The organism is Bradyrhizobium sp. 33ap4 (genome assembly GCF_032654765.1).
GTDB classification, from domain to species: domain Bacteria; phylum Pseudomonadota; class Alphaproteobacteria; order Rhizobiales; family Xanthobacteraceae; genus Bradyrhizobium; species Bradyrhizobium australafricanum.
This window is the reverse complement of the sequence record NZ_JAUMTJ010000003.1, coordinates 208635-235165: the sequence shown is the minus strand read 5'-3', so window position 1 is coordinate 235165 and position 26531 is coordinate 208635. Positions and strand designations below refer to the sequence as shown.

The following is a 26531-nucleotide window of genomic DNA, read 5'->3' as shown; positions in this document are numbered from 1 at the left end:
TCAACTGCACCCTTCGGATGACTATGGCGGATATCGAATCGCGGTCGAAACATCAGTCGCTGCCGCTTGTCATCTCTCTGCCTGGTTCCGGCATTTACATATGAGAGATCGGTGGTCCCGCCCGGAGATGCCTTGTTTGCCGATGTCGAAGAACAAACCAGTCGCCGTCACCGCTAGGGTGTGCGGGTGCGCGGCTCCAAGGCGGCAAACTAAGGAACGAGGGTCGGCGCCTGCGGTTGGAGCCAGCGAACGCAATGCATCAGCCAAGAACCGCAGCCAAGAACCGCCGCCGCTATCGCTGCCCGACGTCCCGCCCGGCCCCGCCATCAGTCGAGCGCGATCATCACCGGCCGGATCAACCTGTAGCTGTTGTGATAGTTTTGGGGAGGAGTTGGCTCCATGAAAGCAACCATCGAACAAAGAACGACCGCCGGCAATCTCGACCTGCTCGACCGCTACTGGCGCGCCGCCAATTACCTTTCGGTCGGCCAGATCTATCTTCTCGACAATCCGCTGCTTAGCGAGCCGCTGCGCAAGGAACACATCAAGCCCCGCCTGCTCGGTCATTGGGGCACCACACCGGGCCTGAATTTCGTCTATGCCCATCTCAACCGTGTCATTCGCGCGCTCGATCTCAACGTCATCTACATTTGCGGTCCCGGACATGGCGGTCCGGGCATGGTGGCGAACACATATCTCGAAGGCTCCTACAGCGAGATATATCCCGACATCGGCCGAGACGCGGATGGTCTGCGAAAGTTGTTCCGGCAGTTTTCCTTCCCCGGCGGTATTCCAAGCCACGCGGCACCGGAAACGCCCGGCTCCATTCATGAGGGTGGCGAGCTCGGCTATTCGCTGGTCCACGCCTATGGCGCGGCGTTCGACAATCCCGATCTGATCGTGGCCTGCGTCGTCGGCGATGGCGAGGCGGAAACCGGTCCGCTGGCTGCATCGTGGCACTCGAACAAGTTCTTAAATCCCGCGCGTGATGGCGCGGTGCTGCCGATCCTGCATCTCAACGGCTACAAGATCGCCAATCCGACGGTGCTCGGGCGGATGGGCGACGAGGAAATCCGCAACCTGTTTCGCGGCTACGGACATGAGCCGCTTTTCGTCGAGGGCGACAATCCGATGCCGATGCATCGCGCCATGGCCGCTGCCCTGGATGAGGCGCTTGCAGCCATTCACAAGATCCAAACCGAGGCGCGCGGCGGCAAACGATCGGAGCGGCCGCGCTGGCCGATGATCGTGCTGCGCAGTCCGAAGGGCTGGACCGGTCCGAAGGAGGTCGACGGGCTGAAAGTCGAGGGCTTTTGGCGCGCGCACCAGGTGCCGATCGCGCAAGTCCGCGACAACCCCGCGCATCTCAGGCTGCTTGAAGACTGGATGCGAAGCTATCATCCAGAGCAACTGTTCGACAAGGATGGTGCGCTGATCCCGGAGCTCCAGGCCCTCGCCCCGACCGCGAACCGCCGGATGGGCGCCAATCCGCACGCCAATGGCGGCCTTCTGAAACGCGAGCTCCGGTTGCCGGATTACCGCGCATTTGCCGTCGACGTGAAGCATCCGGGTCAGACGGTCGCCGCAGCGACCCACGAGCTCGGAAAATACCTGCGCGATGTCCTCAAGCTGAATGCCAATGCCGGCAATTTCCGCATCATGGGGCCTGACGAAACCGCCTCGAACCGGCTGGATGCCGTATTCGAAGCCACAGACCGGGTCTGGATGGAGCCGACCGAGCCGTACGATGTCCATCTCGCTCAAGACGGCCGCGTCATGGAAGTCCTCAGCGAACACCTCTGCCAGGGCTGGCTGGAGGGCTATCTATTGACCGGACGCCACGGCTTCTTCTCCTGCTATGAAGCATTCATCCACATCGTGGATTCGATGTTCAACCAGCACGCCAAATGGCTGAAGGTCTCGCGCCAATTGGCGTGGCGGCGTCCGATCGCCTCGCTCAATTATCTGCTGACGTCGCATGTCTGGCGACAGGATCACAACGGTTTCAGCCACCAGGATCCCGGCTTTGTCGATCTGGTCACCAACAAGAAGGCCGACATCGTCCGTGTCTATTTCCCGCCCGACGCCAACACGCTGCTATGGATCGCCGATCACTGCCTGCAGACCTACGATCGGATCAATGTCATCGTCGCCGGCAAACAACCGTCCGCGCAATGGCTTTCGATGCAGGACGCCGCCACCCATTGCGATGCCGGCATTGGCATCTGGACGTGGGCCGGAACCGGAGATGCCACAAGCGAGCCCGATGTCGTGATGGCTTGCGCGGGTGACGTTCCGACGCTGGAGACGCTCGCCGCCGTTGATCTGCTGCATAAGGCCCTCCCCGACCTCAAGATCCGCGTGGTCAACGTCGTCGACCTGATGACGCTGCAGCCGAGGCAACAGCACCCTCATGGCCTCAGCGATCGCGACTTCGACAGCCTGTTCACGCGCGATCGCCCCGTCATCTTTGCCTACCACGGCTACCCTTATCTCATCCACCGACTCACCTATGGCCGGGCCAATCACGACAACATGCATGTGCGCGGCTTTGTGGAGGAAGGCACGACGACCACACCTTTCGACATGGTCGTTCTCAATGGATTAGACCGCTATCATCTCGCGATCGAGGTGATCGAGCGCGTGCCGGGGCTCGCCACCAAGGCCGCACAGATCAAGCAAGAATACCGGAACGCCTTGATCGCGCATGCGCGATATGTGCGCGAACATGGCGAGGACATGCCGGAGGTTCGAGACTGGGTCTGGCCAAACGGCACTGGCGGCGCCACACCTGCGGGCGGTTGAGCCATGCCGACGTCCGATGCGGTTCTGGTCGTCAACTCCGGCTCGTCGAGCATCAAGTTCGGCGTTTTCGATGCTTCGCATACCGATCCCGCGCTGCTCTGCAAGGCACAGGTCGACGAGCACGAGGGCGCGTCGCGATTGGTCTTCACCGACCCGGCCGGCCGCGCGTCGTTCGCGTTGGAGCAAGCCGAACCAGATGCGTCGCCCGATCGGCTGTTCGCCGACGTCCTGGCACGGATCGAACATCATCTTGGCCAGCGGCTGCGTGCCGTCGGGCATCGCGTCGTACATGGCGGCCGCGAATTTTCGCGACCGGTCGAAGTCAATCGGACGGTGCTTGCCGTCCTCGACGCCCTCACCCCGCTGGCGCCGTTGCATCAGCCTCGCTGCCTGACGCCAATCCGGGCAATCAGCGCGATCCGGCCGGAACTGATGCAGGTCGCATGCTTCGACACGTCGTTCCATCATGGCCTCGCGCCGCCCGTCAATCGGTTTGCGATCCCGAGACATCTCGAACGCGCCGGCATTCGGCGCTACGGCTTTCATGGGCTCTCCTTTGAATATGTCGCAGGCCGCCTTGCCGACATCTCGCCGGAGTTTTCCGCAAAGCGCACCGTGGTGGCGCATCTCGGCAATGGCGCGAGCCTCTGCGCCATGCGCAACGGCCGGAGCATCGACACCACGATGGGTCTGACGCCGCTCGACGGCCTGGTCATGGGGACCCGTTGCGGCACGATCGATCCGGGCGTTCTGCTTTACCTCCAGCAGCAGAACGGCATGTCGGTCGACGACCTTGAGCAACTGCTTTATCACCAATCGGGGCTGCTCGGCGTTTCGGGCATCTCCTCCGACATGCGTGTCTTGCTCGCCAGCCAGGAGCCAGCCGCGAAGGAAGCGGTTGATCTCTTCACGTTCCGCATCGCGCAGCAGGTCGTCGCGATGGCTGGCACGCTGGGCGGACTGGAATGCCTGGTGTTCACCGGCGGTATCGGCGAGCACGCGGGCGAGGTTCGCAGCCAGGTCTGCGAACGCCTGCGATGGCTGGGTGTTGAGCTCGATCCATGCGCCAACGCCGCGGCAGAGCTGCACATTGCTGGCACGGACAGTTCGGTGGACGTGCTCGTCATGGCGACAAACGAGGAAGCAACGATTGCTCGCCACTGCGCAGCCTTGATCTCGGGAACCTAGGATCGCCGAGAGGCGCTCCTGCGGCAGTGGGCTAAATCGATGCTTGAAGGACCGTTTCCTTGAGCCGGACGTTGACGTCCCGGAAACCGAAATCGGCAACGGGAGAACGATAATGCCGGAACGAAAGACGATGCAAAAGGCCAGACAGGACCGGCGCGCGGGAAAGTCGACGACCACCCAGGCGGGCGAGTTCGTGCACGAGGAAATTCGCAAGGTTCGCCGTGGCAAGCACGGCGCGCGATCTTCCAAACAGGCCATTGCAATCGGCCTGTCGAAGGCGAGGCGCGCGGGCGTTCCGCTCCGTCCCCCCAAGAAAGGCGCAGCCAAGGCGACCACCCGCAAGAGCGCGGAGTACGCCTATGAGGCGGGCCAGGGCAAGCGAAAGACCAGACGCAGGCCGCGCGTCTCGCGAGCGGTGTCCAACGTCCTGAAACGGGAACCGCGCAGCGCGGCGTCGCACACGGCGCTGTCGAAACAAACGCGGCGCGCGGCCTCGCGGCGTTCTGCATCGGCCCGCTCGGCCGCGGCACGCAAGGCGGCAAAAACCAAGGGATCGGCCGTTCGTTCGGCCGCAGCAAAGAAAGCAGCCCGCACCAGAGCGCGGCGGCGAAAGTAAGCTCGAGGACGGGGATGGCGATTCACATAGGCAAATGCGGACGCTGTGATGGGCGCATCATACCCGTTACCTGCTTAGTCTCGACAACGGTGCAGGCGGATGACCCCAGCGTCGGCCCCAGGGCCCGCAAAGGTGCTGGGGTCGTCTCCGCACCGCAAAGGCCCTGACGCACCGGCCCGGGCGTCAGGGCCTTCGCCATTCCGAAGCCTGGAAAGGCTCTTGAACGACAAGCATCAGCGCCCCTTAAAGCCCGGCTTCCGCCGTCCGAGGAAGGCCGCGACGCCTTCCTTGTGATCCTCGGTCAGGCTCGCCAGCGCGAACTGGTCGAGGTCCATGTGGCTGGCGAGATCGTCGAGCGCATGTGCGAGCCGGTTGACCGTCAGCTTGGTCATCGCGACCGAGATCGGCGGCTGGGCAGCGACCTTGGCCGCGAGCGCCATCGCGATGTCATATGACTTTCCAGGATCGGTCACCTGCTCCACCAGGCCCCACTCGTAGGCCTCCTCGGCCGAGATCCGGTCGTCGGCCAGGATCACCGCCTGCTTGGTGCGCGCCGGTCCCATCAGATGCAGCATGCGCGGCACGCTCTGCCAGCTCATGTTCATGCCGAGCGCGATTTCCGGCACCCGCATATGCGCGTCGCGCGCCATGACGCGGAAATCCAGCGCGACCGCGAGTGCCACGCCGCCGCCGACGCAAAAGCCCTCGATCGCGCCGATCGTGACCTGCTCCATGTCCTGCCAGGCGCGCGTCAGCCGCGGCCCGAGCTTCAGGTGCCGGCGCAGCGTGCCCATGTCCATGGTCTGGCGAGAACGCCCCTCGGCGTCCTTGAGGTCGAAGCCGGCGCTGAACGATTTGGCGCCGCCGGTCAGCACCACCACCGAGGTCTCGCTATCGTCCTCGAAACTGCGCGCCGCGTCGGTCAGCTGCCGCAGCGCCTCCGGCGACAGCGCGTTGATACCGTCGCCGCGGTCGAACCGCACCACGGCGATGCGGCCCTCCGGCCCGAGGCCTTTCTCGATCGTCACATAGTCAATCACGCATACCTCCCCGCTCGCATTCTTGTGTACTGCCTGCCTCGACATAGCACGACGGTTTCGCCTATTCTGTGGGCATGAGCGAACATGATCATCACCACCACGATCACGACCATTCCGAACTGTCGGAGACCGAACTGCGCGTCCGTGCGCTGGAATCGATCCTGACCGAGAAGGGCTATGTCGAGGCTGCCGCGCTCGACGCCATCGTGCAGGCCTATGAGACCAAGATCGGCCCGCATAACGGCGCCCGGGTCGTCGCCAAGGCCTGGACCGATCCCGCCTTCAAGAAGGCGCTGCTCGAGGACGCCAGCAAGGCGGTCGGCACCCTCGGCCATGTCAGCCGGGTCGGCGACCATCTGGTCGCGATGGAGAATACACCCGGCCGCCACAACATGGTCGTCTGCACATTGTGCTCCTGTTATCCCTGGGAAATGCTCGGGCTGCCGCCGGTCTGGTACAAGGCCTCGCCGTATCGCTCGCGCGCGGTCAAGGATCCGCGCGGCGTGCTCGCCGATTTCGGCGTCAGCCTGCCGAAGGAGACGGAAATCCGGGTCTGGGATTCGACCGCGGAGACGCGCTTTCTGGTGCTGCCGATGCGGCCCGAAGGCACCGAGGGCTGGAGCGAAGACCAGCTCGCCGAGCTGGTGACGCGCGATTCCATGATCGGCACCGGCTTTCCCAAGAAACCGGGGGCGCCGTCATGAACGGCGTCCACGACATGGGCGGCATGGACGGGTTCGGCAAGGTCGAGCCCGAGCCGAACGAACCGATGTTCCATGAGGAATGGGAATCCCGGGTGCTCGCCATGGTCCGTGCGATGGGCGCAGCCGGCGCCTTCAACATCGACGCCTCGCGCTTCTATCGCGAGACCCTGCCCCCGCAGGTCTATCTGTCGAGCTCCTACTACAGGAAATGGCTGCTTGGGCTGGAAGCCCTGCTGCTCGACAAGGGCTATATCTCCAAGGACGACGTCGCCGCCGGGCATTCCGTCGCGCCGGCGAAATCGCTCAAGCACGGCAAGTTCTCCGTCGCCGACATCGAGCGCATCATGGTGCGCGGCAAGTTCGGCCGCGCCGCGCCGGGGCCTGCGAAATTCAAGGCCGGCGATCGGGTGCGGGCGAAGAACATCCATCCCGCGACGCACACACGGCTGCCACGCTACGTGCGCGGTCACGTCGGGGTGGTCGAGCGCGATCATGGCTGTCACGTATTTCCCGATACCGTGGCCAACGACGCCGGCGAACATCCGCAGTGGCTGTACACCGTCGTGTTCGACGGACGCGAGCTGTGGGGCCCGGACTCCGATCCGACCATCAAGGTCTCGATCGACGCGTTCGAGCCGTATCTGGAGGCCGTGTGATGGATGCAGGTGCCGCCGCGCGCGCCACCAGCGCAGTGTCCAGCATTCCCCGCGACCAGGACGGCCCGGTGTTCCGTGCACCGTGGGAGGCGCAGGCGTTCGCCATGGCCTTGACGCTGCATGACCGCGGCGTGTTCACCTGGCCCGAATGGGCTGCGGCGCTTGCCGACCAGATCAAGCGCGCGCAGGCCGCCGGCGATCCCGACACCGGCGAGACCTATTACCAGCACTGGCTCGCGACGCTCGAACATCTCGTCGCCGCCAAGGGCGTCACGACGCATGAGACACTGCACCGCTACCGCGACGCCTGGGACCACGCCGCCGACCGCACCCCGCACGGCCAGCCGATCGTGCTGACGGCCGCGGATTTCGAGTAGCCTCGAATGCCATGATTACCTACATGCGCATGCGCGGGTGATGTCATCGCGTGGTGGGTCGCCTTGAATCGCGAACTCATCCTCATCGTCGTCCCGGCGAAGGCCGGGACCCATAACCCCAAATGCAAATTGTTACGCGATGCTGGAACGACGAGTCCCACCCACAACGCCTGCCGCGGCGTATGGGTCCCGGCCTTCGCCGGGACGACGACGGGGAGAGACCGCGCGCACGGATTCCAGAGACGGGAGTGCTGGAGCCGAGAAGCCGCAGCATACCGGATCGCCCGGTCGAGCCGGGCCTGGGACGATTTCTGGATAATAGAAGAATACCGCTGAGTTGCCCGACGTGTCAAGTTGCCGTGTCGAACGTTGCCGTGTCGAACGCCGGCAGCCGCCGACTCCTTTGCATGGGGTTGTTTTCGATATTTTGGCCGTGCGCCCTGCGGGGCCATCAGTCCACGGTTACGCGCCACCCTGCGCGACGTACTCCCGCCAGCCCTTGGCCCGCAGGCTGCAGGCCGGGCATTCGCCGCAGCCATAGCCCCAATCGTGCTGCGCGCCGCGTTCGCCGAGATAGCAGGTGTGCGAGTGCTCGCGGATCAGGTCGACCAGCCCTGCTCCGCCGAGCTCGTGCGCGAGCCGCCAGGTCGCGGCCTTGTCGAGCCACATCAGCGGCGTGTGCAGCTCGAAATCCCTGGCCATGCCGAGATTGAGCGCGGATTGCAATGCCTTAATGGTCTCGTCGCGGCAATCCGGGTAGCCGGAATAGTCGGTCTCGCACATGCCGCCGATGATGTGGCGGATCCCCCGCCGATAGGCCAGCGCCCCAGCGAAGGTGAGGAACACGAGGTTGCGGCCGGGCACGAAGGTGTTCGGCAAGCCGTCCGCGCCCATTTCGATCGCGACGTCGCGGGTCAGCGCGGTGTCGGAAATCTCGGACAGCGTCGGGATATCAAGCGTGTGGCTGTCGCCGAGTTTCGCAGACCATTCCGGCCGGACCCGCCTGATCCCGGCCAGCAGCTGGTCCCGGCAATCGAGCTCGATCGCGTGGCGCTGGCCGTAGGTGAAGCCGAGCATCTCGACGCGGGCAAAGCGCGACAAGGCCCAGGCAAGGCACGTGGTGGAATCCTGGCCGCCGGAAAACAGCACCAGCGCGGTGTCGGAAGCATTCTGATCGGTCATGAAACGCGATTTAGCATCTGACGGCGCCGTGGCCAATCCGTGGACAGCGTCGCGATTCCGGCGTGTTTTACTGGGATCGGGAGGGGTGTTTTGGCATAAAGCCAATACCTCTTTGATGCCGGTGCCCCATGACCCCATCCCGCGACATTTCCCGAATGATCGAGATCATGGCTGCGCTGCGCACGCCGGTGACCGGCTGCCCATGGGACCTCGTGCAGAATTTCGAGACCATCGCGCCCTACACGATCGAGGAGGCCTATGAGGTTGCGGATGCGATCACGCGCGGCGATCTCGACGATTTGCGCGAGGAGCTCGGCGACCTGCTGTTGCAGGTGGTCTATCACGCCAGGATGGCCGAGGAGCAGAACGCGTTCGCGTTCGGCGATGTGGTCGAGGCGATCACCAGGAAGATGATCCGCCGTCATCCGCACGTCTTCGCCGACAAGGACGGCAATATCCAGCCGGCCGGCGTCAAGAGCGCCTGGGAACGGATCAAGGCCGAGGAGAAGGCCGAGCGCGCCGCGCGGCGGCCGCCCGAAGAGACTGCGCACAAATCGCTGCTGGCTAGCGTGAAGGCGGGCCTGCCTGCCCTGACGCGCGCGATGGAGCTGCAGCGCAAGGCGTCCACCGTCGGCTTCGACTGGAACGACCCGCGCGCGGTGCTCGCCAAGATCCGCGAGGAGGCCGACGAGATCGAGGCCGCGCTCGACCGCAACGACAAGGCGGAGATCGCGGAGGAAACCGGCGACCTGATGTTCGCGCTGGTCAACCTCGCCCGCCACGTCGACGCCGATCCGGAAGCGGCGCTGCGTGCGACCAACGCCAAGTTCGAGCGGCGCTTTGCCTATATCGAGAAGGCGCTGGCGGCGCAGGGGCGTTCGCTGGAGGGGGCATCGCTGGAGGAGATGGACGCGTTGTGGAATGAAGCCAAAACCGCCGTCGTCCCGGCGAACGCCGGGACCCATACCGCGTGATCTAACGGATAGTCGACGGTATCAATCCCACGCATCGCCAGAGATTCAGCGAGGCGAGCAAGATGCAGAACTTCCGCTGCACTCAACAACGATGGCCGGTGGTCATGGGTCCCTGCTTTCGCATTGCTTTCGCAGGGACGACACCGAGGTTGAGGGCGCAGGCTCAGCCTACAACAGCGTCCCGCGCAGGATCACCGCGGCGACGCCGAAATAGATCACGAGGCCGGTGACGTCGACCAGTGTCGCGACGAATGGCGCGGAGGCGCTGGCCGGGTCGAAGCCGATGCGTTTGAGGATGAAGGGCAGCATCGAGCCGCACAGCGATCCGAAGGTGACGATGCCGATCAGTGCGGTGCCGACGGTCGCTGCGACGAGCACCCAATGCGGGCCGTAGTCGAACAGGCCGAGCGTCTGCCAGAGCGTGATCCTGACGACGCCGATCAGGCCGAGAATGGCGCCGAGCACGATGCCTGTCGGCAATTCCCGCACGGCGACACGCCACCAGTCGCGCAGCCGCACCTCGTGCAGCGCCAGCGAGCGGATCAACAGCGAGGTTGCCTGGGAGCCGGAATTGCCGCCCGAGCTCATGATCAACGGGATGAAGAGCGTCAGGACGATCGCCTTCTCGAGCTCGCTCTGGTACGACTGCATTGCGGTCGCGGTCAGCATTTCCGACAGGAACAGCGCGCACAGCCAGCCGGCGCGCTTCTTGATCATCTCGCCGAAACCGATCCGCAAATACGGCTCGTCGATCGCTTCCATGCCGCCGAACTTCTGGGCGTCCTCGGTCGATTCCTCGACGATGGCGTCGATGACGTCGTCGACCGTGACGATGCCGAGGATATGGCCGGGGCCGTCGACGACGGCGACGGCGAGCAGGTCGTAGCGCGAGATCAGCCGCGCCGCCTCCATGCGGTCGGCCTCCGGCGAGATCATCAACGGCTTCCGCGCCGGCGCCGCGGTCAGCACATTGGCGTGCGGATCGCCCGAGATCAGGCGGCGCAGCGGCACGGCCTGGATCAGCGTCTTCTTGACCGGGTCGATCACGAAGATCGAGTAGACGGTCTCACGGGTGCGCTCGACCATCCGGATGTGATGCAGGACCTCGGCGATGGTCCAGCTCGAGGGCACGCTGACGAACTCGGTCGTCATGATGCTGCCGGCGCTGCGCTCGGGATAGGCCAACAGGCCCGAGATGACGTTGCGGGTCTCCGGATTGAGCCCGTTCAGCAGCGTGGCGCGCAGCGGCTCGACCAGCTCCTTGAAGATATCGGCGGCACGGTCGTCGGAGACGCCCGACAGCAGCGAGACCGCGGTATCCTTCGGCAGCTCGGCGAGGATCTCGCAGGTGTTGTCGAGTCCGGGCAGGTCAAGCACCTCGATCGCCTTCTCGGCCGGCAGCGATCGCAGCAGCTTCGCGGCATCCGCGGGCTCCCGGGCGTTGAGCGCATCGACGATCTCGGGAGCCCGGACATGGGCAAGGTCACCGCTCTGGCCGGCGAGCGCCTCTTTCGTGATGGTTTCGCTGGTGTCCTGCATCGATCCGCCTCGGCTTTGCGTTCTGCAGCGCAATGAACCAAGGCGGCGCGGATTTCAAACAGAAAGTGCGACGCCGCGTCGCAGGCGCATCGGCGCCCTGCAACGTCACGGCATCGTCATATTTCGGAAGATTGCAAGGCCCGTATTCGAGGGCTTACGCCTCGTAGGGGACGGCGGCGAACCGGCTCATCACGATGTCGCGCTTGGTCTCGTCGACGCGCACCGTCATGTCGAAGCGCTCGCCATGCAGCACCTTGTTCAGGACCTCGGCATTGCGGTGCAGCCAGCTGATGCCGGCGCCATCGGAGGCGTCGATCGAAAGATTGAGCGTCGAGCGCTTGGCCGCGAGGCGATCCTCGATCGCGGCGAGCAGCGCATCGATCCCCTCGCCTGTTGCGGCCGAAACCAGGAAGCATGGCCGCTCCGGCGGACGGCGCGCGGCGATATTGCGCAAATTGTCCCGCTCCTCGGGATCGAAGCGGTCGATCTTGTTCCAGACCTCGATGATGCGCTGGCCACCGTCGGCATCGGGATCGATGCCGAGCTGGCGCAACACCGCCTCGACGTCGCGCTCCTGCGCCTCCGCGTCCTCATGGGAGATGTCGCGGACATGCAGGATGATGTCGGCTTCCAGCACCTCTTCCAGCGTGGCGCGGAACGCGGCCACCAGCTGGGTCGGCAAATTGGAGATGAAGCCGACCGTGTCCGACAGCATCGCCTTGCCGCCATGCGGCAGGTTGAGCGCGCGCAGGGTCGGGTCGAGCGTCGCAAACAGCATGTCCGCGGCCTGCACGTCGGCGCGGGTCAGGCGGTTGAACAGCGTCGATTTGCCGGCATTGGTGTAGCCGACCAGCGCCACCACGCGATACGGCACGCGCTGGCGGCCGGCCCGATGCAGCCGCCGCGTCGCCTGCACCTTCTTCAACTCGCCTTCGAGCTTGGTGATGCGCTCGCTGATCAGGCGGCGGTCGGCCTCGATCTGGGTTTCGCCGGGGCCGCCCATGAAGCCGAAGCCGCCACGCTGGCGCTCGAGATGGGTCCAGGACCGCACCAGACGGCTGCGCTGATAGTTGAGATGGGCGAGCTCGACCTGCAGCGCGCCTTCCTTGGTCTTGGCGCGGCGGCCGAAGATTTCCAGGATCAAGCCGGTGCGGTCGAGCACCTTGGTGCTCCAGGCCTTCTCGAGATTGCGCTGCTGGATCGGCGACAGCGCGCAATCCATCACCACGAGCTCGACCTGGTTGCTGGCGACGAGGCCGTTGATCTCCTCGACCTTGCCCTTGCCGAGGTAGGTTGCGGGCCGGATCTGGCTGATCGGCGCGATCACGGAGTCCACCACCGTGAGGTCGATCGCACCAGCGAGGCCGGCGGCTTCCTCGATCCGCGCTTCATAGTCGCGGACAGACGAATCTGTTTGCGCATCGCCGTCGCCACGGCGCGTACGCAGGTACGGGCCGATGACGATCACCCGCCCGGTGCTGCCGTCCCCCGCCGACCGTGCGCGGTCGGCGCCCCCTTCACGATTGAAGGGTTCCAATCAGTTCACTCTCAAGCCGGTGCGTCCTCACCACCTTCGAACAACTGAATCGGAGCTCCGGGCATGATGGTCGAGATCGCGTGCTTGTAGACCAGCTGCGAGTGACCATCGCGCCGCAGCAGCAAGCAGAAATTGTCGAACCATGTGACAATGCCCTGCAGCTTTACTCCGTTGACCAGAAATATCGTCAGTGGCGTCTTGGTTTTACGAACGTGATTAAGGAAGGTGTCTTGTAGATTTTGTGCGCGGTCTGCCGCCATTGTTTTTGTCCCGCAAGCTTGTGCTTCTTTTTATTGAACCGGTTGTTGCTCTCTGACGGAGCCTCCTCCGGCTGCCCACCTGCCACGAGATCCCCCTCCGGCAGGCATAGCGGTAGGATTAGAGGCTACGCGCGGTTTTTAGGCAAGCCAGTTCGCGGTGCAGTCGGTAGGAACACGGTGGCAATTCTAAGAAAGTGCGGGGAAAGAGACGAATATTCTCGTGGAGCGTGGATAAATCCCCGGTTGTACCGGCCCCGCCCTCGCCCCGCCGATCGATCCAAACCGCCCCGAGAGCCGCCTGTCGGCTCCCCGGCGGGTGACCGCCGGGGCTTCGCTTCGAGCCGCCAGCGGACTGCCGGCCTGCCGCGCCGGGGTCAGCCGACCCCGAGCGCCTTCAGCTTGCGATGCAGCGCTGAGCGCTCCATGCCGACGAACTCCGCGGTGCGCGAGATATTGCCGGAGAAGCGGCTGATCTGGGCGATCAGATAGTCGCGCTCGAACACCTCGCGCGCCTCGCGCAACGGCAGGCCCATGATGTGCTCGCCATTGTTGGAGGTCGGCATCGCCGGCACCATCGAGCCGACGTCCTGCGGCAGCATGTCGGCGGTGATGATCGCCTCCGGACCGCCGCCGGCCAGGATCATCACGCGCTCGACATTGTTGCGGAGCTGGCGGACGTTGCCCGGCCAGACGTGCGACTGCAGGACCGCCATCGCGTCCTGCCCGATCTGCCGCTTCGGCAGGCCGGTGGCGGCCGAGATCTGGTCCATGAAATAGTCGATCAGCTCGGGGATGTCCTCGCGTCGCTCCGACAGCGGCGGCACCCGGATCGGCACCACCGAGAGGCGATGATAGAGGTCCTCGCGGAAGCGGCCTGCGGCGATCTCCTCCTCGAGATTGCGCGCGGTCGAGGAGATGATGCGGACGTCGACATGGACTTTGCCGGTGCCGCCCTGGCGCTGGAAGGTCTGATCGACCAGCACGCGCAGAATCTTGTTCTGGGTCTCGCGCGGCATGTCCGCGATCTCGTCGATGAACAGCGTGCCGCCATGCGCCTCCTCGAGCGCGCCGGCCTTGCGCTGCTGCTCGCCGTTCGATCCCTCGATGCCGAACAGCTCGATCTCCATGCGCTCCGGCGTGATCGCGGCCGCATTGATCACCACGAACGGCCCCTCGGCGCGCCCGGAGGCATGGTGCAGCGTGCGCGCGGCAAGCTCCTTGCCGGCGCCGGAGGGACCGACGATCAGGATGCGGCTGTTGGCCTTGGCGGCGCGGTCGATGGTCTGGCGCAGCTGGTTCATGCAGGCCGAGCGGCCGGTCAGGACGCTCGCCGCCGGAGCCAGCTGCTTGAGCTCCTTCACCTCGCGCTTGAGCCGCGAGGTTTCCAGCGCCCGGGTCGCGACCAGGATCAGCCGGTCCGACTTGAACGGCTTCTCGATGAAGTCGTAGGCACCGCGCTTGATCGCGGCGACCGCGGTCTCGATGTTGCCGTGGCCCGAGATCATCACGACGGGCAGATCGGCATTGTCCTTCTTGATCTGCTCGAGCAGCTGCAGGCCGTCGAGCTTGGAGCCCTGCAGCCAGATGTCGAGGAAGACCAGATTGGGCCGGCGATTGGCGATCTCGGCGAGCGCCGAGTCGCTGTCGCGCGCGGTGCGCGTGGAAAAGCCCTCATCGTCCAGAATACCCGCAACGAGGTCGCGAATGTCAGCTTCGTCGTCGACAATCAGAATGTCACTTGCCATGGGTTACACCTGCCTTGTCAGTCGCTCGTCGCGGCTTTGAATTTTGGCTTTTGCGCATTTGGCTCTTGATTGTTTGGCCCCTGATCAGCGGGATCTCGGATAGGTTCTTGGATTGGTTCTTGGGTCGGTTCTTGGATTTTTGGTTCATTGTTGGTCGCTTGTGCCGGGCCGTTGGTCGGCTCCTCCGGCGGATTTTTTTCACTTTCCGGTTCGGCCTTGTCCGGTTTGACGTCCGGTTTTTGGTCCTTGCTTTCGGGCTTGTTCTCCGGCTTGGCCGCGTGTCCCGTGACGGCAAAGCGCAGCCGCATCCAGGCACCGCGCTGGCCGTCGCGGAAATCGGAGGCATCCTTGAGCTCGATGCGGCCGCCATGGTCCTCCAGAACGCGGCCGACGATCGCCAGGCCGAGGCCGGTGCCCTTCGCCCGGGTCGTGACATAGGGCTCGAGCAGGCGCGCGCGGGCGACCTTGGGCAGGCCGATGCCGTTGTCGACCACGTCGATCAGGATGTCGTCGTTCTCGCGCTGCGCCACGACGTCGATGCGGCCCTTGCCGAGTTCCTCGCGCGGCACCTGCTCGATCGCCTCGGTGGCGTTCTTGATGATGTTGGTCAGTGCCTGCGAGATCAGCCGGCGGTCGAACTGCGCGGGCAGCGGCGACTGCTTGATGTCGGCCTCGATGTCGAGATCGGGATGCGCGACCTTCATCAGGAACACCGCCTGGCGCACCACGTCGGCGACGTCCTCCCCTTCCATCACCGGCTTCGGCATCCGCGCAAAGCGCGAGAACTCGTCGACCATCCGCCTGATGTCGTCGACCTGGCGCACGATGGTATCGGTGCACTGCTCAAAGATCGACTTGTCCTTCTCCTCGGTGATGGTCTTGCCGAACTTGCGGCGGATGCGCTCGGCGGAGAGCTGGATCGGGGTCAGCGGGTTCTTGATCTCGTGGGCGATGCGGCGGGCGACGTCGCCCCAGGCCGAGGTGCGCTGCGCCGACACCAGCTCGGTGATGTCGTCGAGTGTGATGATGTAGCTGTCGCGCGACTGGCTGGTCTGCTCGGCCGAGACGCGGACCGACAGATTGCGCTCATGGCCGTCGCGCAGGATCGTGACCTGCCCCTGCACCAGGCGCTGCGTTCCCTCGCGCGCGGTTTTCATCATCTCGTCGAGCTCGGGCAGCACGTCCGAGAGCGGATGGCCGAGCGTCTCCGATTCGGCGTGCCCGATCAGCTTCTCCGCCGAGCGGTTGAGGACGCCGATGGTGCCTGAGGCGTCGACCCCGATGATGCCGGCAGAGGCCGACGACAGCACCGCTTCGATGAAACGGCGGCGGCTGTCGATGGTCTCGCTGGCGTCGACCAGCTCGTTGCGCTGGGTGCGCAGCTCCTGGGTCATCTTGTTGAAGATTTCGCCGAGCAGCGCGAGGTCGCTTTCCGACTTGTTGACCGGCACCTGGACATTGAGATTGCCGGTCGAGACCTCGCTCGCCGCACCCATCAGCTGGCGAATCGGCGACACCAGCCCGTTGGCGAAGTTCAGCCCGATCAGCACCGAGGCCATCAGGATGGTCAGCGCGATCACCGCGAACATCAGCGCGAACGCGACCTGGATGCCGAGCCTGCGGGTCTCGAGCTGGGCATATTCGGCCGCGCTGGTCTGGGTCTGCTTGAGCTGGGCAACCACCGCCGGATCGAGCAGCCGCGCCACATACAGGAACATGTCGTCATAGGCCCGCAGGCGGACCACGGAGGCGACGTAGTTTTCCGGAAAGACCGAGATCTTCGGCTCGGTCTCGTTGATGTCCTTCAGGATGTCGGGCGGCGGCGCCTCGTAGTTCAGGCGAACGCCGGTCTCGGCGCTGGCGACGATCTTGCCGTCCTTGTCCATCAGCACCGCGACCGGAAGATTGCGCGACTCGGCGCCGGCCGTCATCAGCTGCAGGAACGTCATGCGATCCTGGTCGTAGAGCGGCCGGGCATGGGCGAGGTCATTGGCCATCGCCAGCGTGTCGCCGTTGATGAGCTGGGCGTGCTCCTGCATGTAGGCACTGGCGATGGTCAGCGAATTCTGGATCACCTGCTTGGTGGGACCCGAGAACAGCCGGTCGAGGCCGCGCTCGATGGTGACGTTGGCGACGATCGACACCAGCACGGCGGGCAGCACCGCGATCACCGAGAACAGGCCGACAATCTGCACATGCAGCCGCGCCGCGGCCCGGCCGCGCCGCCTCGCCTGCACCATCTGCCAGACTTCCCGGACGATGATGCCGACCAGCAGCAGGATGGTGCCGGCATTGATCATCAGGAAGGAGCGGACCACCTCGGACGTGGGCTCGATCGGGGTCAGCCCGGTCAGCACCACGAAGGTCAGGAAGGCGGACAGCAGCGCGATGGCCACGGCAAACGGCGCCAGCCAGCGCCGCAGCGGGAAGCCCCGCGCCTCTGCATTGGGCTGCTCGGCCGACGGGGCGCGTAATGTTGAAGCGGTGGTCTCTGCGCTGGTCATACCGGCAATTGAGCTGAGAGCGATCGCCCGCGGGAATTGCGAACTGATGCAATCATATCACAATGTTGCCGAATTGCGACATTTCCGCGGCGCAAACCCCTGGTGCGGCGCCGTGTCCCCAAAACCATTTGTGACTACTCAATACGGTAGCGAGCTTGAAGCGAGGCTTGCGCCCCGCCCTGGCAGCCCTAGCCGCCGCTCCGGTAGACTTGGATGTCGAGGTCGCGGATCTTCTTGCGTAGCGTATTGCGGTTCAACCCGAGCAGGTCGGCGGCCCGGATCTGGTTGCCGCGGGTCGCCGCCAGCGCGGCGGTCAGCAGCGGGATCTCGATCTCCTTGAGGATACGGTGGTAGAGGCCCGGCGGCGGCACGCCGTTCGGGAAGCCGGAGAAGTGCGAGGACAGATAGGCCTCGACCGCGCCGCCGAGATTGTCGACGCCGACGGTCGCCGTGCTGCCCGAGGTGACCGCGGGCGGCGCCAGCTCGCCGTCGATGACGGAAGACGTGATGACGTCCTGCGGATAGAGGGCGGCGAGCCGCCGCGCGAGGTTTTCCAGCTCGCGGACGTTGCCCGGCCAGCGGTGCTGCTTGAGCCGCTCGAGTGCCTGGGCGTCGAGCTTCTTCGGCGGCAGGCCGTCCTTCTCGGCGAGCGAGAAGAAGTGTCTGATCAGGTCGGGCAGATCCTCGATGCGCTCGCGCAGCGGCGGCAGCCGCAGCGGCACCACGTTGAGGCGGAAGAACAGGTCCTCGCGGAACAGGCCCTGCTGGATCAGGATGCGCAGGTCCTTGTTGGAGGCGGCGACGATGCGGACGTCGGTCTTGATCGGGGTGCGGCCGCCGACCGTGGTGTACTCGCCCTGCTGCAGCACGCGGAGCAGCCGGGTCTGCGCCTCCATCGGCATGTCGCCGATCTCGTCGAGGAACAGCGTGCCGCCCTCGGCCTGCTCGAAGCGGCCGGAGGCGCGGGTGTTGGCGCCGGTGAAGGCGCCGCGCTCATGGCCGAACAGCTCCGATTCGATCAGGTCGCGCGGGATCGCCGCCATGTTGACCGCGACGAACGGGCCGTTGCGGCGCCGTCCGTAGTCGTGCAGCGCGCGCGCGACCAGCTCCTTGCCGGTGCCCGATTCGCCCGAGATCATCACGGTGAGGTCGGTCTGCATCAGCCGCGCCAGCACGCGGTAGATTTCCTGCATCGCCGGCGAACGGCCGACCAGCGGGATCGAGTCGAACTCGCCGTCATCGGCGGGACTGGAGACCCGCTCCTTCGGCTCGGCCAGCGCGCGGCCGACGATGGTGATCAGCTCCTTCAGGTCGAATGGCTTCGGCAGATATTCGTAGGCGCCGCGCTCGGAGGCGCGGATCGCGGTCATGAAGGTGTTCTGCGCGCTCATCACGATGACAGGCAAATTCGGCCGCATCTTCTTGATCCGCGGCAAGAGATCGAATGCGTTCTCGTCGGGCATCACCACGTCGGTGATGACGAGATCGCCCTCGCCCTGGCTGACCCAGCGCCACAGCGTGGCGGCGTTGCCGGTGAGGCGAACCTCATAGCCGGCGCGCGACAGCGCCTGGTTCAGGACGGTCCGGATGGCGGTGTCGTCGTCAGCGACAAGTATGCTACCTGCAGGCATTGGTGTTCCTCATCGTGCATCCTGAGAGGCAGGCGAGGACGTACCCGGAACGTCATCGCGGTTGCTTTGGTCAAGTTGCTTGGCGGCGCTGTACATCGGCATCAGCACGCGGAAAGTGGTTTTGCGCGGCTGCGACTCGCATTCGATGATGCCGCCGTGATCGCCGACGATCTTGGCGACCAGCGCGAGGCCGAGCCCGCTGCCGGTCTGCTTGGTGGTGACGAAGGGATCGAACAGGTTCGGCAGCAGGTCTTCCGGCACGCCAGAGCCGTTGTCCTTGACGCAGAATTCCAGCGGCAGCGAGACCCGCGATTTCTTGCCGGGCACCGACAGCCGCACGCCTGGCCGGAACGCAGTGGTGAGCTGGATCTCAGCATCGGTGCCGAGATCGGCCACCGCTTCGGCCGCGTTCTTCACGAGGTTGAGGAACACCTGGATCAGCTGGTCCTGGTTGGCCAGCACCGGCGGCAACGACGGATCGTAGTCCTCGATGAAGCGGACATTGCGGGCAAAGCCGGACTGCGCCAGGCGCTTCACATGATCGAGCACGGAATGGATGTTGACCGGACCGCGCGCCACCGGGCGGTCGTCGCCGAACACCTCCATGCGGTCGACCAGCGTCACGATGCGGTCCGCCTCGTCGCAGATCAGTCGTGTCAGCAGCCGGTCCTCGGAGGACGCCTGCTGCTCCAAAAGCTGCGCCGCGCCGCGGATGCCCGACAGCGGGTTCTTGATCTCGTGGGCGAGCATCGCCGCCAGCGCGATCACCGAGCGCGCCGCGCTGCGGTGGGTGAGCTGCCGATCCATCTTGTCGGCGATGGTGCGCTCCTGCAGCATCACCACGATATGCCCGGGCCGCTCGGTCAGCGGCGCGACGTGCAGATCGACCTGGCGATCGCCGCCGATCCGCGGCGTGCCGAGATCGACCTTGTATTCGTTGACCGGCGAGCCGCTCGTCCGCACCTGCTCGATCAGCGCCAGCAGCGGGCTGCCGAACGGCACCAGTTCCTTCAGCGATTGCCGGCGCAGGAACTGGGTCGATATCTCGAAGAATGATTCGGCTGCGATATTGGCGTCGACGATCCGCCCGTCGGGTGCGACCAGCAGCACCGGATTGGGCAGCGCATTGAGGATGGCCTCCCCGTCAGTCGGCACCGGCCGGCGGAATTCCATGGCTGACGTCATGCGGCAGCACTCCAGGCAAAATCGTCGTAGGCGTCGGCGAGCGAGCGATGCACGCTGGACGGCTCTTCCGCGGTCAGGATCGCCTGCCGCCAGGTCTTCAAGGTCGCGGCCGGCGCGCAGCTATAGGCCGCAGCAGCCTCCAGCGCCCAGCCCAGATGCTTGCGTGCATGCTTGAGCCCGATGCGCAGGCCATAGTGGCTGCAAACCTCGTCATAGAGCGCGCGAACGTGCTTGAGCTGCTCGGCGAGCGACGGCGCGGCCTCGGCGATCCCGGTCTCGAGGCGACGGCCGATCTGTCCCGGCAGCCAGGGCTGCCCCTGCGCGCCGCGGCCGATCATGACGGCGTCGGCGCCCGACATCTCGAGCGCACTGACGGCCTTGTCGAACGAGGTGATATCGCCGTTGACCACGACCGGGACGGTGACGGCGTCCTTGACCGCGCGCACCGCGTTCCAGTTCGCCTCGCCCTTGTAGAACTGGCAGCGGGTCCGGCCATGCACGGTGATCATCTGCACGCCGGCGGCCTCGGCGCGGCGCGCCAGTTCCGGTGCATTGAGCGAGCGATCATCCCAGCCGAGCCGCATCTTCAGCGTGACCGGCACCCTGACCGCCGACAGCGTCGCCTCGATCAGCGTGACCGCGTGGTCGAGGTCGCGCATCAGGGCCGAGCCGGACTGGCCCCCGGTCACGTAGCGGGCCGGACAGCCCATGTTGATGTCGATGACGTCGGCGCCGGCGCCTTCGGCGATCCGTGCGCCCTCCGCCATCCAGTGGGTCTCGCAGCCCGCCAGCTGGACCACATGCGGCCCGACCCCGGCTGCCTCGCAACGCAGCTTCGACATCGGCTTGCCGTTCACCAGATCGTTGCTGGCGGTCATCTCGGAGACCACCAGGCCGGCGCCCAAAGTGGCAGCGAGTCGCCGGAAGGGCGCATCGGTGATGCCGGACATGGGCGCGAGGAGAACCCGGTTGGCGACAGCAATATCGCCGATCTTCAATGGGTTACGAGGAGTACTTTGCACGCCGGTCACAGCCGTCTCGTCGTTCTGTCAGCCACGCCATTGCAGCTGACGTCGCCTATTCTGCGCACAATTCTTGTGCAGTCAAGGCTCATGCCTACGGTTTAGACATTCCTATCATCAGTGCAGGTGCACTGCAACAAAATCTGCTTTTCCCACAGTCATCGGCAAACGCTCTGTTTTTGCGCAGCGGTCATGCTAAGGGCTGTGCGCGGCGATCCTCGCCGTCCCCCTCATCCCCGATTCGTCTGTCACTGGTTCAAAATGCCGAAGCCTGAGCGTACCGCAGCCATCCTTGTCGCAGCCGGCCGTGGACTGCGCGCCGGCGCAGGCGGGCCGAAGCAATACCGGACGATCGGCGGACAGACGGTGATCTACCGCGCCATGGAGGCGTTCTCCGGACATCCGGACGTGTTTGCGGTGCAGCCTGTGGTCAATCCTGACGACACCGCGCTGTTCGATGAAGCCGTCGCAGGCCTCCGCCATCGGCCGCCGACGCCGGGCGGCGCGACCCGGCAGGCCTCGGTCCATGCCGGGCTCGAGGCGCTCGCAAGCGAAAAGCCGGACATCGTGCTGATCCACGATGCCGCGCGCCCCTTCGTCACATCAGCCGTGATCTCGCGCGCGATCGCCGCGGCCGGCCGGACCGGCGCTGCGATCCCCGTGATTCCCGTCACCGACACCATCAAGCTCACCGGCGATGCCGGCGACGTCGAGGCGACGCCGGAGCGCGCGCGCCTGCGGATCGCGCAGACGCCACAGGCTTTTCGTTTCGACGTAATATTGGAGGCGCATCGTCGCGCAGCGCGCGATGGCCGCTCCGATTTCACCGACGATGCGGCGCTTGCCGAGTGGGCGGGATTGACGGTTGCGACGTTTGAAGGTGATGCTGCCAACATGAAACTCACCACACCCGAGGACTTCGTGCGCGAGGAAGCGCGGCTCGCAAGCCAGCTCGGCGACATCAGAACCGGCACCGGCTACGACGTGCATGCCTTTGGCGACGGTGACCATGTCATGATCTGCGGCGTGCGCGTGCCGCACACGAAGGGATTCCTGGCCCATTCCGACGGCGATGTCGGGCTGCATGCGCTGGTCGACGCGATCCTCGGCGCGCTGGCCGACGGCGATATCGGCTCGCATTTCCCGCCGAGCGACGCCAAGTGGAAGGGCGCCTCCTCCGACCAATTCCTGAAATACGCGGTCGAGCGCGTCACCGCGCGTGGCGGACGGATCGCCAATCTCGAGGTGACGCTGATCTGCGAGCGGCCGAAGATCGGGCCGTTGCGCGACACCATGCGGGCGAAGATCGCGGAGATCTCCGGCGTCCACGTCTCGCGCGTGGCGGTCAAGGCCACCACCAGCGAGCGGCTCGGCTTCACCGGCCGCGAGGAAGGCATCGCGGCAACCGCGAGCGCCACGGTCCGTCTCCCGTGGGATGATAAAGGCTGGGACGATAAAGGCCGGAGTGCCTGACATGGGCGACAGCGACGCTCGTGCCCTCTCCCGCTCGCTGCTCGACCTGTGCCGGATGCGCAAGCTGACCATCGCGACCGCCGAATCCTGCACCGGCGGCCTGGTCGCGGGTGCGCTCACCGACATCCCCGGCTCTTCCGACGTGATCGACCGCGGCTTCGTGACCTATTCGAACGAGGCCAAGCGGGTCATGCTCGGCGTCAAGGCGGCCACGCTCGAAACGTTCGGCGCGGTGAGCAAGGAAACCGCGACTGCGATGGCGATCGGCGCGCTGGAAAAGGCCGGCGTCGACCTTGCGGTCTCGATCACCGGCATCGCGGGCCCGGGCGGTGCGACACCGGGCAAGCCGGTCGGCCTGGTGCATTTCGCCGTCGCCGCGCGCGACGGCCGCATCATTCATCGTGAGCAGCGATTTGGCGCGATCGGCCGCAGCACGGTGCGGCAGCGCTCCGTGGTCGAAGCATTGCGCATGCTGATGGAGCTTGCGCGCCCGCCGCAGGCCGCCAAGCCGCGTCGCGAGGCGGCCAGCCGGTTGCGGCCAAGGGTGGCCCGGTCGCCGCGGAGCCACGCTGCGAAACGCCGCCGGCCGCCGCGCGGATAGGCCCAACAAGTCGCGCCACGGCCCGCCTTACACGGGCTTGTGTCAACTGCGGCCCGGTGACGCTTAGCTGAAATGGAACTTTGACGCGGCTTCGCCGCTTTATGTTGTTCCAACTCTGCTGTTTCGATTGTTCGTCCAACAGCAAAATCCCACAACAAGGAGAAAATGATGAAGTTGGGAACTTTGGTCGTGGCCGCCATCAGCGCTGGCGCCATGACGCTGTCGACTGTTGTGCCTTCGTCCGCCGCACCACTCGCTCCCGCGCGATTGCAGGATCAGCCTACCTCCGTCGAGCATGTGCAGTATCGTCACTGGCACGGTGGTCCGCGTTACGGCTATCGCGGCGGATACGGCTACCGCGGTGGTTACTATCGCGATCGCGGCAGTAACGGCGCGGCGATCATCGGCGGGCTGGCGGCCGGCGCGATCATCGGCGGCGCGATTGCGGCGAGCCAGGCCAAGGCCAACAACGACGCTTATTGCTCCCAGCGTTTCCGTACCTACGACCCCGCTTCGGGCACCTACATCGCATCCGGCGGCGTGCGGCGATCCTGCCCGTAAGTCGGCGAACGCTCTCCCGCACCATCCGTCGTGCCCGGCCTCGTGCGGGCATTTGCGTTCCAGAGATGTAGACGAGACGGCTTCGCTACGTCGACAGCTGCGGCTTGCCGTAGACCTGATCCGCGCGCTTCTCGAACGCCGCGGCAAAGCGCGAGAATGCGGCGTCGAACATCGAGCCCATCAGCATCGCCAGCATCCGGCTCTTGAATTCGTAGTTCAGGAAGAAGCCGACATCGCATTCGGTTTCTGACTTCGGCTCAAAACTCCAGCGATTCTCCAGATTGCTGAACGGGCCGCGCAGATATTCGACCAGGATATTCAGATTGGCCCGGTCGAGCGTCACCTTGCTGGTGAAGGTTTCCCGCACCAGCTTGAAGGACACTGTCATGTCCGCCACCACGACCTCGGTGCCGTCGTCCTTGGGCGTGCGCTGGCGGATCTTGAGCGACTGGCATAGCGGCACGAATTCGGGATAGCGCTCGACGTCGGCAACCAGATCGAACATTTGGGGTGCGGTGTGCCGGACCCGCCGCTTGCTTGAGAATCGTGGCATCAGTGGATACTCGCACGGTTTTGCCCGAGTGCGAGGCGCTTCAGATAATCATCCGCCTGCGCCCGATCGGTGAAACAGACCAGCGATTGATCGGGCCGCAAGCCGGCAAAATACTCGATCAGCTTCGGCCGCTGCTGCCGGCGATAGGTCCAGACGTAGCGGAAGAATTCGAGATCGATCTTCTCAGGGCAGCCTTCCGCCATCTCCGGGCGGACCTCGCCATAGCTCCCGGCTATCCGCCTGAAGATACCGAGCATACAGGTCGACCGCGGCAGGTCGAACCAGATGATCGTGTCGGAGAGCTCCCGGCGCAATTCCCCTGCACCATGCCTCATGTAGTTCCCATCCATGATCCAGCGCGGCTCCTGGGCTGCTTCGGTCACGCGGCGCTCGAATTCGTCCCTGCCCGACTCGACCCAGCCCGGTTTCCAGAACAGCGCATCGATCGACACGGTCGGAATCCCTGTCATCGCGGACAGCCGCCGCGCAAAGGTCGACTTGCCGGATCCCGACGATCCCATCACCAGAACGCGCTGCATTGGTCCAGTCCAAGATTCGGTCAAGGTTCGGTCAAGGCCCGATCAAGCAACGGCGCGTGACGGCGCCGGCCTACCGCCGTTTGCAAAAATCTAGCGGCCGCGGGCCGTGCGCGCCGCCTGCAGTTTGGCGAAATCCTCGCCGGCGTGATGCGACGAGCGCGTCAACGGGCTCGCCGACACCATCAAAAAGCCCTTGGTATAGGCGACGCGCTCGTAGCCTGCGAACTCGTCCGGCGTCACGTAGCGCATCACGGCGTGATGCTTGCGGGTCGGCTGCAAATACTGGCCGATGGTCAGGAAATCGACGTCGGCCGAGCGCAGATCGTCCATCACCTGCAGCACCTCGTGCCGCTCCTCGCCGAGTCCGACCATGATGCCTGATTTGGTAAAGATGGTCGGATCCATCTCCTTGACCCGCTGCAGCAGCCGGATGGAATGGAAATAGCGGGCGCCGGGACGGACCGTCAGATAGCGCGACGGCACGGTTTCCAGATTGTGGTTGAAGACGTCGGGCTTGGCCACGACCACGCGCTCCAGCGCGCCGTCCTTGCGCAGGAAGTCCGGTGTCAGGATCTCGATCGTGGTGCTCGGGCAGCGCGCGCGGATGGCGCGGATGGTCTCGGCAAAATGCTCGGCGCCGCCGTCGGCGAGATCGTCGCGGTCGACCGAAGTGACCACGACATGACTGAGCCCGAGCTTGGCGGTGGCCTCCGCGACGTATTCCGGCTCGCTCGCCTCGAGCGCGCCGGGCATGCCGGTCTTGACGTTGCAGAACGCGCAGGCGCGCGTGCAGGTGTCGCCCATGATCATGAAGGTGGCGTGCTTCTTGTCCCAGCACTCACCGATATTGGGGCAGCCCGCCTCCTCGCACACCGTGACGAGGCCGTTCTCCTTCACGATCCGGCGCGTATCTGCATAGCCGCGCGTGTTCGGCGCACGAACCCGGATCCAGTCCGGCTTCGGCGGCGACACGGCATCCGGCCGGTTGACCTTTTCGGGGTGCCGCGGGCGGAGCTGAGTGATGGAGATGGTATCGACGATGGTGACCATGGATGCCTGCAAGTCGCGGGAGCATGATCCAGGCAGATCAATGCTCCGAACCAACGGCTTAGCTAATCGGTGTTGACGCGGCTCGCAACCCGCCCCGCGACCCTAGCAGACCTGCCCATATATTGGCAGTCTTGCGGCCCGTTCCATGCCGATTCCCACCTCAAAATGGCTCAAAAACCCCTACCCATCAGCGCGACCGCGCCGCGCCTCGGCAAGGCGCTGAAACGCTCCTTCTTCGATCGCAGCGTCCACGAGGTCGCCCCCGACCTGATCGGCGCGACCTTCCTGGTCGGCGGCGCCGGCGGCATCATCACCGAGGTCGAGGCCTATCATCACACCGACCCGGCGGCGCATTCCTACCGCGGGCCGACCCCGCGCAACCAGGTGATGTTCGGCCCGCCGGGCTTCTCCTACGTCTACCGCTCCTACGGCATCCATTGGTGCGTCAACTTCGTCTGCGAGGAAGCGGGCTCGGCCAGCGCCGTGCTGATCCGCGCGATCGAGCCGACCCATGGGCTCGCGGCGATGCGCCGGCGGCGCGGGCTGGAAGACGAGCGCGCGCTGTGCTCGGGGCCCGGCAAGCTCTGCGAGGCGCTCGGCATCACCATCGCGCACAGCGAATTGCCACTCGACCGCGCCCCGATCGCGCTCCATGCGCGGACCGAAGCCCCCGACATCATCACCGGGGTGCGGATCGGCATCACCAAGGCCGTCGACCTGCCTTGGCGCTACGGGCTGAAGGGATCAAAATTCCTCAGCAAGCGGTTTTGAGCACCACGGCGTTATCAG

Annotated in this window: 24 protein-coding genes; 11 read left to right on the top strand and 13 right to left on the bottom strand. The window is 65.2% G+C overall.

Annotated elements, in window-relative coordinates:
- The first annotated feature begins 399 nt into the window (after window positions 1-399).
- From Q2M23_RS03985 to Q2M23_RS03975, 3 genes are all read left to right on the top strand, one after another.
- Window positions 400-2805 (top strand): phosphoketolase, encoded by a 2406-nt coding sequence (locus Q2M23_RS03985; protein WP_168856403.1) that lies wholly within the window; start codon window positions 400-402, stop codon window positions 2803-2805.
- 3 nt (window positions 2806-2808) lie between these two features.
- On the top strand, window positions 2809-3993 hold the full coding sequence (locus Q2M23_RS03980) for an acetate/propionate family kinase (protein ID WP_316394363.1): 1185 nt from the start codon (window positions 2809-2811) through the stop codon (window positions 3991-3993).
- Window positions 3994-4105: 112 nt separating this feature from the next.
- Window positions 4106-4609: a DUF6496 domain-containing protein gene (locus Q2M23_RS03975; protein ID WP_076828795.1), complete on the top strand. Its 504-nt coding sequence runs from the start codon at window positions 4106-4108 to the stop codon at window positions 4607-4609.
- Between the two features lie 233 nt (window positions 4610-4842).
- Here Q2M23_RS03975 and Q2M23_RS03970 read toward each other — a convergent pair whose 3' ends face one another.
- Window positions 4843-5649, bottom strand: coding sequence for an enoyl-CoA hydratase/isomerase family protein (locus Q2M23_RS03970; protein ID WP_316394361.1), 807 nt, complete (start codon window positions 5647-5649; stop codon window positions 4843-4845).
- Window positions 5650-5723: 74 nt separating this feature from the next.
- On the opposite strand from Q2M23_RS03970, the gene nthA reads away from it, so the two are divergent.
- Genes nthA through Q2M23_RS03955 form a run of 3 tightly spaced genes read left to right on the top strand, consistent with a single transcriptional unit; the run spans window position 5724 to window position 7386 of the window.
- Window positions 5724-6353, top strand: a complete 630-nt coding sequence (gene nthA / locus Q2M23_RS03965; protein WP_316394359.1) for a nitrile hydratase subunit alpha — start codon at window positions 5724-5726, stop codon at window positions 6351-6353.
- Window positions 6350-7009, top strand: coding sequence for a nitrile hydratase subunit beta (nthB, locus tag Q2M23_RS03960; protein ID WP_076828791.1), 660 nt, complete (start codon window positions 6350-6352; stop codon window positions 7007-7009). Before nthA ends, nthB begins: the two co-directional genes overlap by 4 nt.
- Complete coding sequence (locus Q2M23_RS03955) at window positions 7009-7386, top strand: nitrile hydratase accessory protein (RefSeq protein ID WP_050419707.1); 378 nt, start codon at window positions 7009-7011, stop codon at window positions 7384-7386. Before nthB ends, Q2M23_RS03955 begins: the two co-directional genes overlap by 1 nt.
- A 462-nt stretch (window positions 7387-7848) precedes the next feature.
- Here Q2M23_RS03955 and queC read toward each other — a convergent pair whose 3' ends face one another.
- On the bottom strand, window positions 7849-8568 hold the full coding sequence (gene queC / locus Q2M23_RS03950; RefSeq protein WP_316394356.1) for a 7-cyano-7-deazaguanine synthase QueC: 720 nt from the start codon (window positions 8566-8568) through the stop codon (window positions 7849-7851).
- Between the two features lie 128 nt (window positions 8569-8696).
- Here queC and mazG point away from each other — a divergent pair, with 128 nt between their 5' ends.
- On the top strand, window positions 8697-9542 hold the full coding sequence (gene mazG, locus Q2M23_RS03945) for a nucleoside triphosphate pyrophosphohydrolase (protein ID WP_316394355.1): 846 nt from the start codon (window positions 8697-8699) through the stop codon (window positions 9540-9542).
- 168 nt (window positions 9543-9710) lie between these two features.
- On the opposite strand, the gene mgtE is transcribed toward mazG, so the two are convergent.
- The 8 genes from mgtE to dusB all read right to left on the bottom strand — a co-directional run bounded on the left by mgtE (window position 9711) and on the right by dusB (window position 20893).
- Window positions 9711-11081 carry a magnesium transporter gene (mgtE, locus tag Q2M23_RS03940; protein WP_076828786.1) on the bottom strand — a complete coding sequence of 457 codons (1371 nt, stop codon included), beginning with the start codon at window positions 11079-11081 and terminating at the stop codon, window positions 9711-9713.
- 154 nt (window positions 11082-11235) lie between these two features.
- Window positions 11236-12618, bottom strand: coding sequence for a GTPase HflX (gene hflX, locus Q2M23_RS03935; protein WP_168856407.1), 1383 nt, complete (start codon window positions 12616-12618; stop codon window positions 11236-11238).
- Window positions 12619-12629: 11 nt separating this feature from the next.
- Window positions 12630-12878: an RNA chaperone Hfq gene (gene hfq / locus Q2M23_RS03930; protein WP_006020546.1), complete on the bottom strand. Its 249-nt coding sequence runs from the start codon at window positions 12876-12878 to the stop codon at window positions 12630-12632.
- A 374-nt stretch (window positions 12879-13252) separates the two neighbouring features.
- On the bottom strand, window positions 13253-14623 hold the full coding sequence (locus tag Q2M23_RS03925; RefSeq protein WP_028331957.1) for a sigma-54-dependent transcriptional regulator: 1371 nt from the start codon (window positions 14621-14623) through the stop codon (window positions 13253-13255).
- 17 nt (window positions 14624-14640) lie between these two features.
- Window positions 14641-17127: a sensor histidine kinase NtrY-like gene (locus tag Q2M23_RS03920; RefSeq protein WP_057016578.1), complete on the bottom strand. Its 2487-nt coding sequence runs from the start codon at window positions 17125-17127 to the stop codon at window positions 14641-14643.
- Between the two features lie 188 nt (window positions 17128-17315).
- The gene (ntrC, locus tag Q2M23_RS03915) at window positions 17316-18758 is read right to left on the bottom strand and encodes a nitrogen regulation protein NR(I) (RefSeq protein ID WP_050419700.1); all 1443 of its coding nucleotides are present in this window, start codon (window positions 18756-18758) and stop codon (window positions 17316-17318) included.
- Between the two features lie 9 nt (window positions 18759-18767).
- Entirely contained in the window at window positions 18768-19943 is a 1176-nt protein-coding gene (locus tag Q2M23_RS03910) for a two-component system sensor histidine kinase NtrB (RefSeq protein WP_026192783.1), read from the bottom strand.
- Window positions 19940-20893 (bottom strand): tRNA dihydrouridine synthase DusB, encoded by a 954-nt coding sequence (gene dusB / locus Q2M23_RS03905; RefSeq protein ID WP_316394313.1) that lies wholly within the window; start codon window positions 20891-20893, stop codon window positions 19940-19942. The genes Q2M23_RS03910 and dusB overlap by 4 nt, the downstream gene beginning before the upstream one ends.
- Window positions 20894-21226: 333 nt before the next feature.
- Between dusB and Q2M23_RS03900 the strand changes: the two genes are divergently transcribed.
- The 3 genes from Q2M23_RS03900 to Q2M23_RS03890 all read left to right on the top strand — a co-directional run bounded on the left by Q2M23_RS03900 (window position 21227) and on the right by Q2M23_RS03890 (window position 23600).
- Complete coding sequence (locus tag Q2M23_RS03900; protein WP_316394311.1) at window positions 21227-22438, top strand: bifunctional 2-C-methyl-D-erythritol 4-phosphate cytidylyltransferase/2-C-methyl-D-erythritol 2,4-cyclodiphosphate synthase; 1212 nt, start codon at window positions 21227-21229, stop codon at window positions 22436-22438.
- 1 nt (window position 22439) lies between these two features.
- Window positions 22440-23039 (top strand): CinA family protein, encoded by a 600-nt coding sequence (locus tag Q2M23_RS03895; protein ID WP_316394310.1) that lies wholly within the window; start codon window positions 22440-22442, stop codon window positions 23037-23039.
- A gap of 165 nt (window positions 23040-23204) precedes the next feature.
- Window positions 23205-23600 carry a BA14K family protein gene (locus Q2M23_RS03890; RefSeq protein WP_168856409.1) on the top strand — a complete coding sequence of 132 codons (396 nt, stop codon included), beginning with the start codon at window positions 23205-23207 and terminating at the stop codon, window positions 23598-23600.
- Between the two features lie 85 nt (window positions 23601-23685).
- On the opposite strand, the gene Q2M23_RS03885 is transcribed toward Q2M23_RS03890, so the two are convergent.
- The 3 genes from Q2M23_RS03885 to lipA all read right to left on the bottom strand — a co-directional run bounded on the left by Q2M23_RS03885 (window position 23686) and on the right by lipA (window position 25742).
- Entirely contained in the window at window positions 23686-24153 is a 468-nt protein-coding gene (locus Q2M23_RS03885) for a type II toxin-antitoxin system RatA family toxin (protein ID WP_076828775.1), read from the bottom strand.
- Window positions 24153-24692: a DNA topology modulation protein gene (locus Q2M23_RS03880; RefSeq protein ID WP_253623861.1), complete on the bottom strand. Its 540-nt coding sequence runs from the start codon at window positions 24690-24692 to the stop codon at window positions 24153-24155. The genes Q2M23_RS03885 and Q2M23_RS03880 overlap by 1 nt, the downstream gene beginning before the upstream one ends.
- A 90-nt stretch (window positions 24693-24782) precedes the next feature.
- Window positions 24783-25742, bottom strand: coding sequence for a lipoyl synthase (gene lipA / locus Q2M23_RS03875; protein WP_316394306.1), 960 nt, complete (start codon window positions 25740-25742; stop codon window positions 24783-24785).
- 165 nt (window positions 25743-25907) lie between these two features.
- On the opposite strand from lipA, the gene Q2M23_RS03870 reads away from it, so the two are divergent.
- Window positions 25908-26513, top strand: coding sequence for a DNA-3-methyladenine glycosylase (locus tag Q2M23_RS03870; protein ID WP_076828770.1), 606 nt, complete (start codon window positions 25908-25910; stop codon window positions 26511-26513).
- The last annotated feature ends 18 nt before the right edge of the window (window positions 26514-26531 follow it).

What these genes read in the sequence shown, in the direction of transcription:
- nthA (WP_316394359.1), top strand. Translation starts at nt 5,724, where the DNA reads ATGAGCGAACATGATCATCACCACCACGATCACGACCATTCCGAACTG.
- Q2M23_RS03925 (WP_028331957.1), bottom strand. Translation starts at nt 14,623, where the DNA reads ATGGCAAGTGACATTCTGATTGTCGACGACGAAGCTGACATTCGCGAC.
- Q2M23_RS03985 (WP_168856403.1), top strand. Translation starts at nt 400, where the DNA reads ATGAAAGCAACCATCGAACAAAGAACGACCGCCGGCAATCTCGACCTG.
- mgtE (WP_076828786.1), bottom strand. Translation starts at nt 11,081, where the DNA reads ATGCAGGACACCAGCGAAACCATCACGAAAGAGGCGCTCGCCGGCCAG.
- Q2M23_RS03900 (WP_316394311.1), top strand. Translation starts at nt 21,227, where the DNA reads ATGCCGAAGCCTGAGCGTACCGCAGCCATCCTTGTCGCAGCCGGCCGT.
- Q2M23_RS03870 (WP_076828770.1), top strand. Translation starts at nt 25,908, where the DNA reads ATGGCTCAAAAACCCCTACCCATCAGCGCGACCGCGCCGCGCCTCGGC.
- nthB (WP_076828791.1), top strand. Translation starts at nt 6,350, where the DNA reads ATGAACGGCGTCCACGACATGGGCGGCATGGACGGGTTCGGCAAGGTC.
- ntrC (WP_050419700.1), bottom strand. Translation starts at nt 18,758, where the DNA reads ATGCCTGCAGGTAGCATACTTGTCGCTGACGACGACACCGCCATCCGG.
- Q2M23_RS03885 (WP_076828775.1), bottom strand. Translation starts at nt 24,153, where the DNA reads ATGCCACGATTCTCAAGCAAGCGGCGGGTCCGGCACACCGCACCCCAA.
- hfq (WP_006020546.1), bottom strand. Translation starts at nt 12,878, where the DNA reads ATGGCGGCAGACCGCGCACAAAATCTACAAGACACCTTCCTTAATCAC.
- mazG (WP_316394355.1), top strand. Translation starts at nt 8,697, where the DNA reads ATGACCCCATCCCGCGACATTTCCCGAATGATCGAGATCATGGCTGCG.
- Q2M23_RS03955 (WP_050419707.1), top strand. Translation starts at nt 7,009, where the DNA reads ATGGATGCAGGTGCCGCCGCGCGCGCCACCAGCGCAGTGTCCAGCATT.
- Q2M23_RS03975 (WP_076828795.1), top strand. Translation starts at nt 4,106, where the DNA reads ATGCCGGAACGAAAGACGATGCAAAAGGCCAGACAGGACCGGCGCGCG.
- queC (WP_316394356.1), bottom strand. Translation starts at nt 8,568, where the DNA reads ATGACCGATCAGAATGCTTCCGACACCGCGCTGGTGCTGTTTTCCGGC.
- dusB (WP_316394313.1), bottom strand. Translation starts at nt 20,893, where the DNA reads ATGTCCGGCATCACCGATGCGCCCTTCCGGCGACTCGCTGCCACTTTG.
- Q2M23_RS03895 (WP_316394310.1), top strand. Translation starts at nt 22,440, where the DNA reads ATGGGCGACAGCGACGCTCGTGCCCTCTCCCGCTCGCTGCTCGACCTG.
- Q2M23_RS03880 (WP_253623861.1), bottom strand. Translation starts at nt 24,692, where the DNA reads ATGCAGCGCGTTCTGGTGATGGGATCGTCGGGATCCGGCAAGTCGACC.
- Q2M23_RS03890 (WP_168856409.1), top strand. Translation starts at nt 23,205, where the DNA reads ATGATGAAGTTGGGAACTTTGGTCGTGGCCGCCATCAGCGCTGGCGCC.
- Q2M23_RS03910 (WP_026192783.1), bottom strand. Translation starts at nt 19,943, where the DNA reads ATGACGTCAGCCATGGAATTCCGCCGGCCGGTGCCGACTGACGGGGAG.
- Q2M23_RS03980 (WP_316394363.1), top strand. Translation starts at nt 2,809, where the DNA reads ATGCCGACGTCCGATGCGGTTCTGGTCGTCAACTCCGGCTCGTCGAGC.
- lipA (WP_316394306.1), bottom strand. Translation starts at nt 25,742, where the DNA reads ATGGTCACCATCGTCGATACCATCTCCATCACTCAGCTCCGCCCGCGG.
- Q2M23_RS03920 (WP_057016578.1), bottom strand. Translation starts at nt 17,127, where the DNA reads ATGACCAGCGCAGAGACCACCGCTTCAACATTACGCGCCCCGTCGGCC.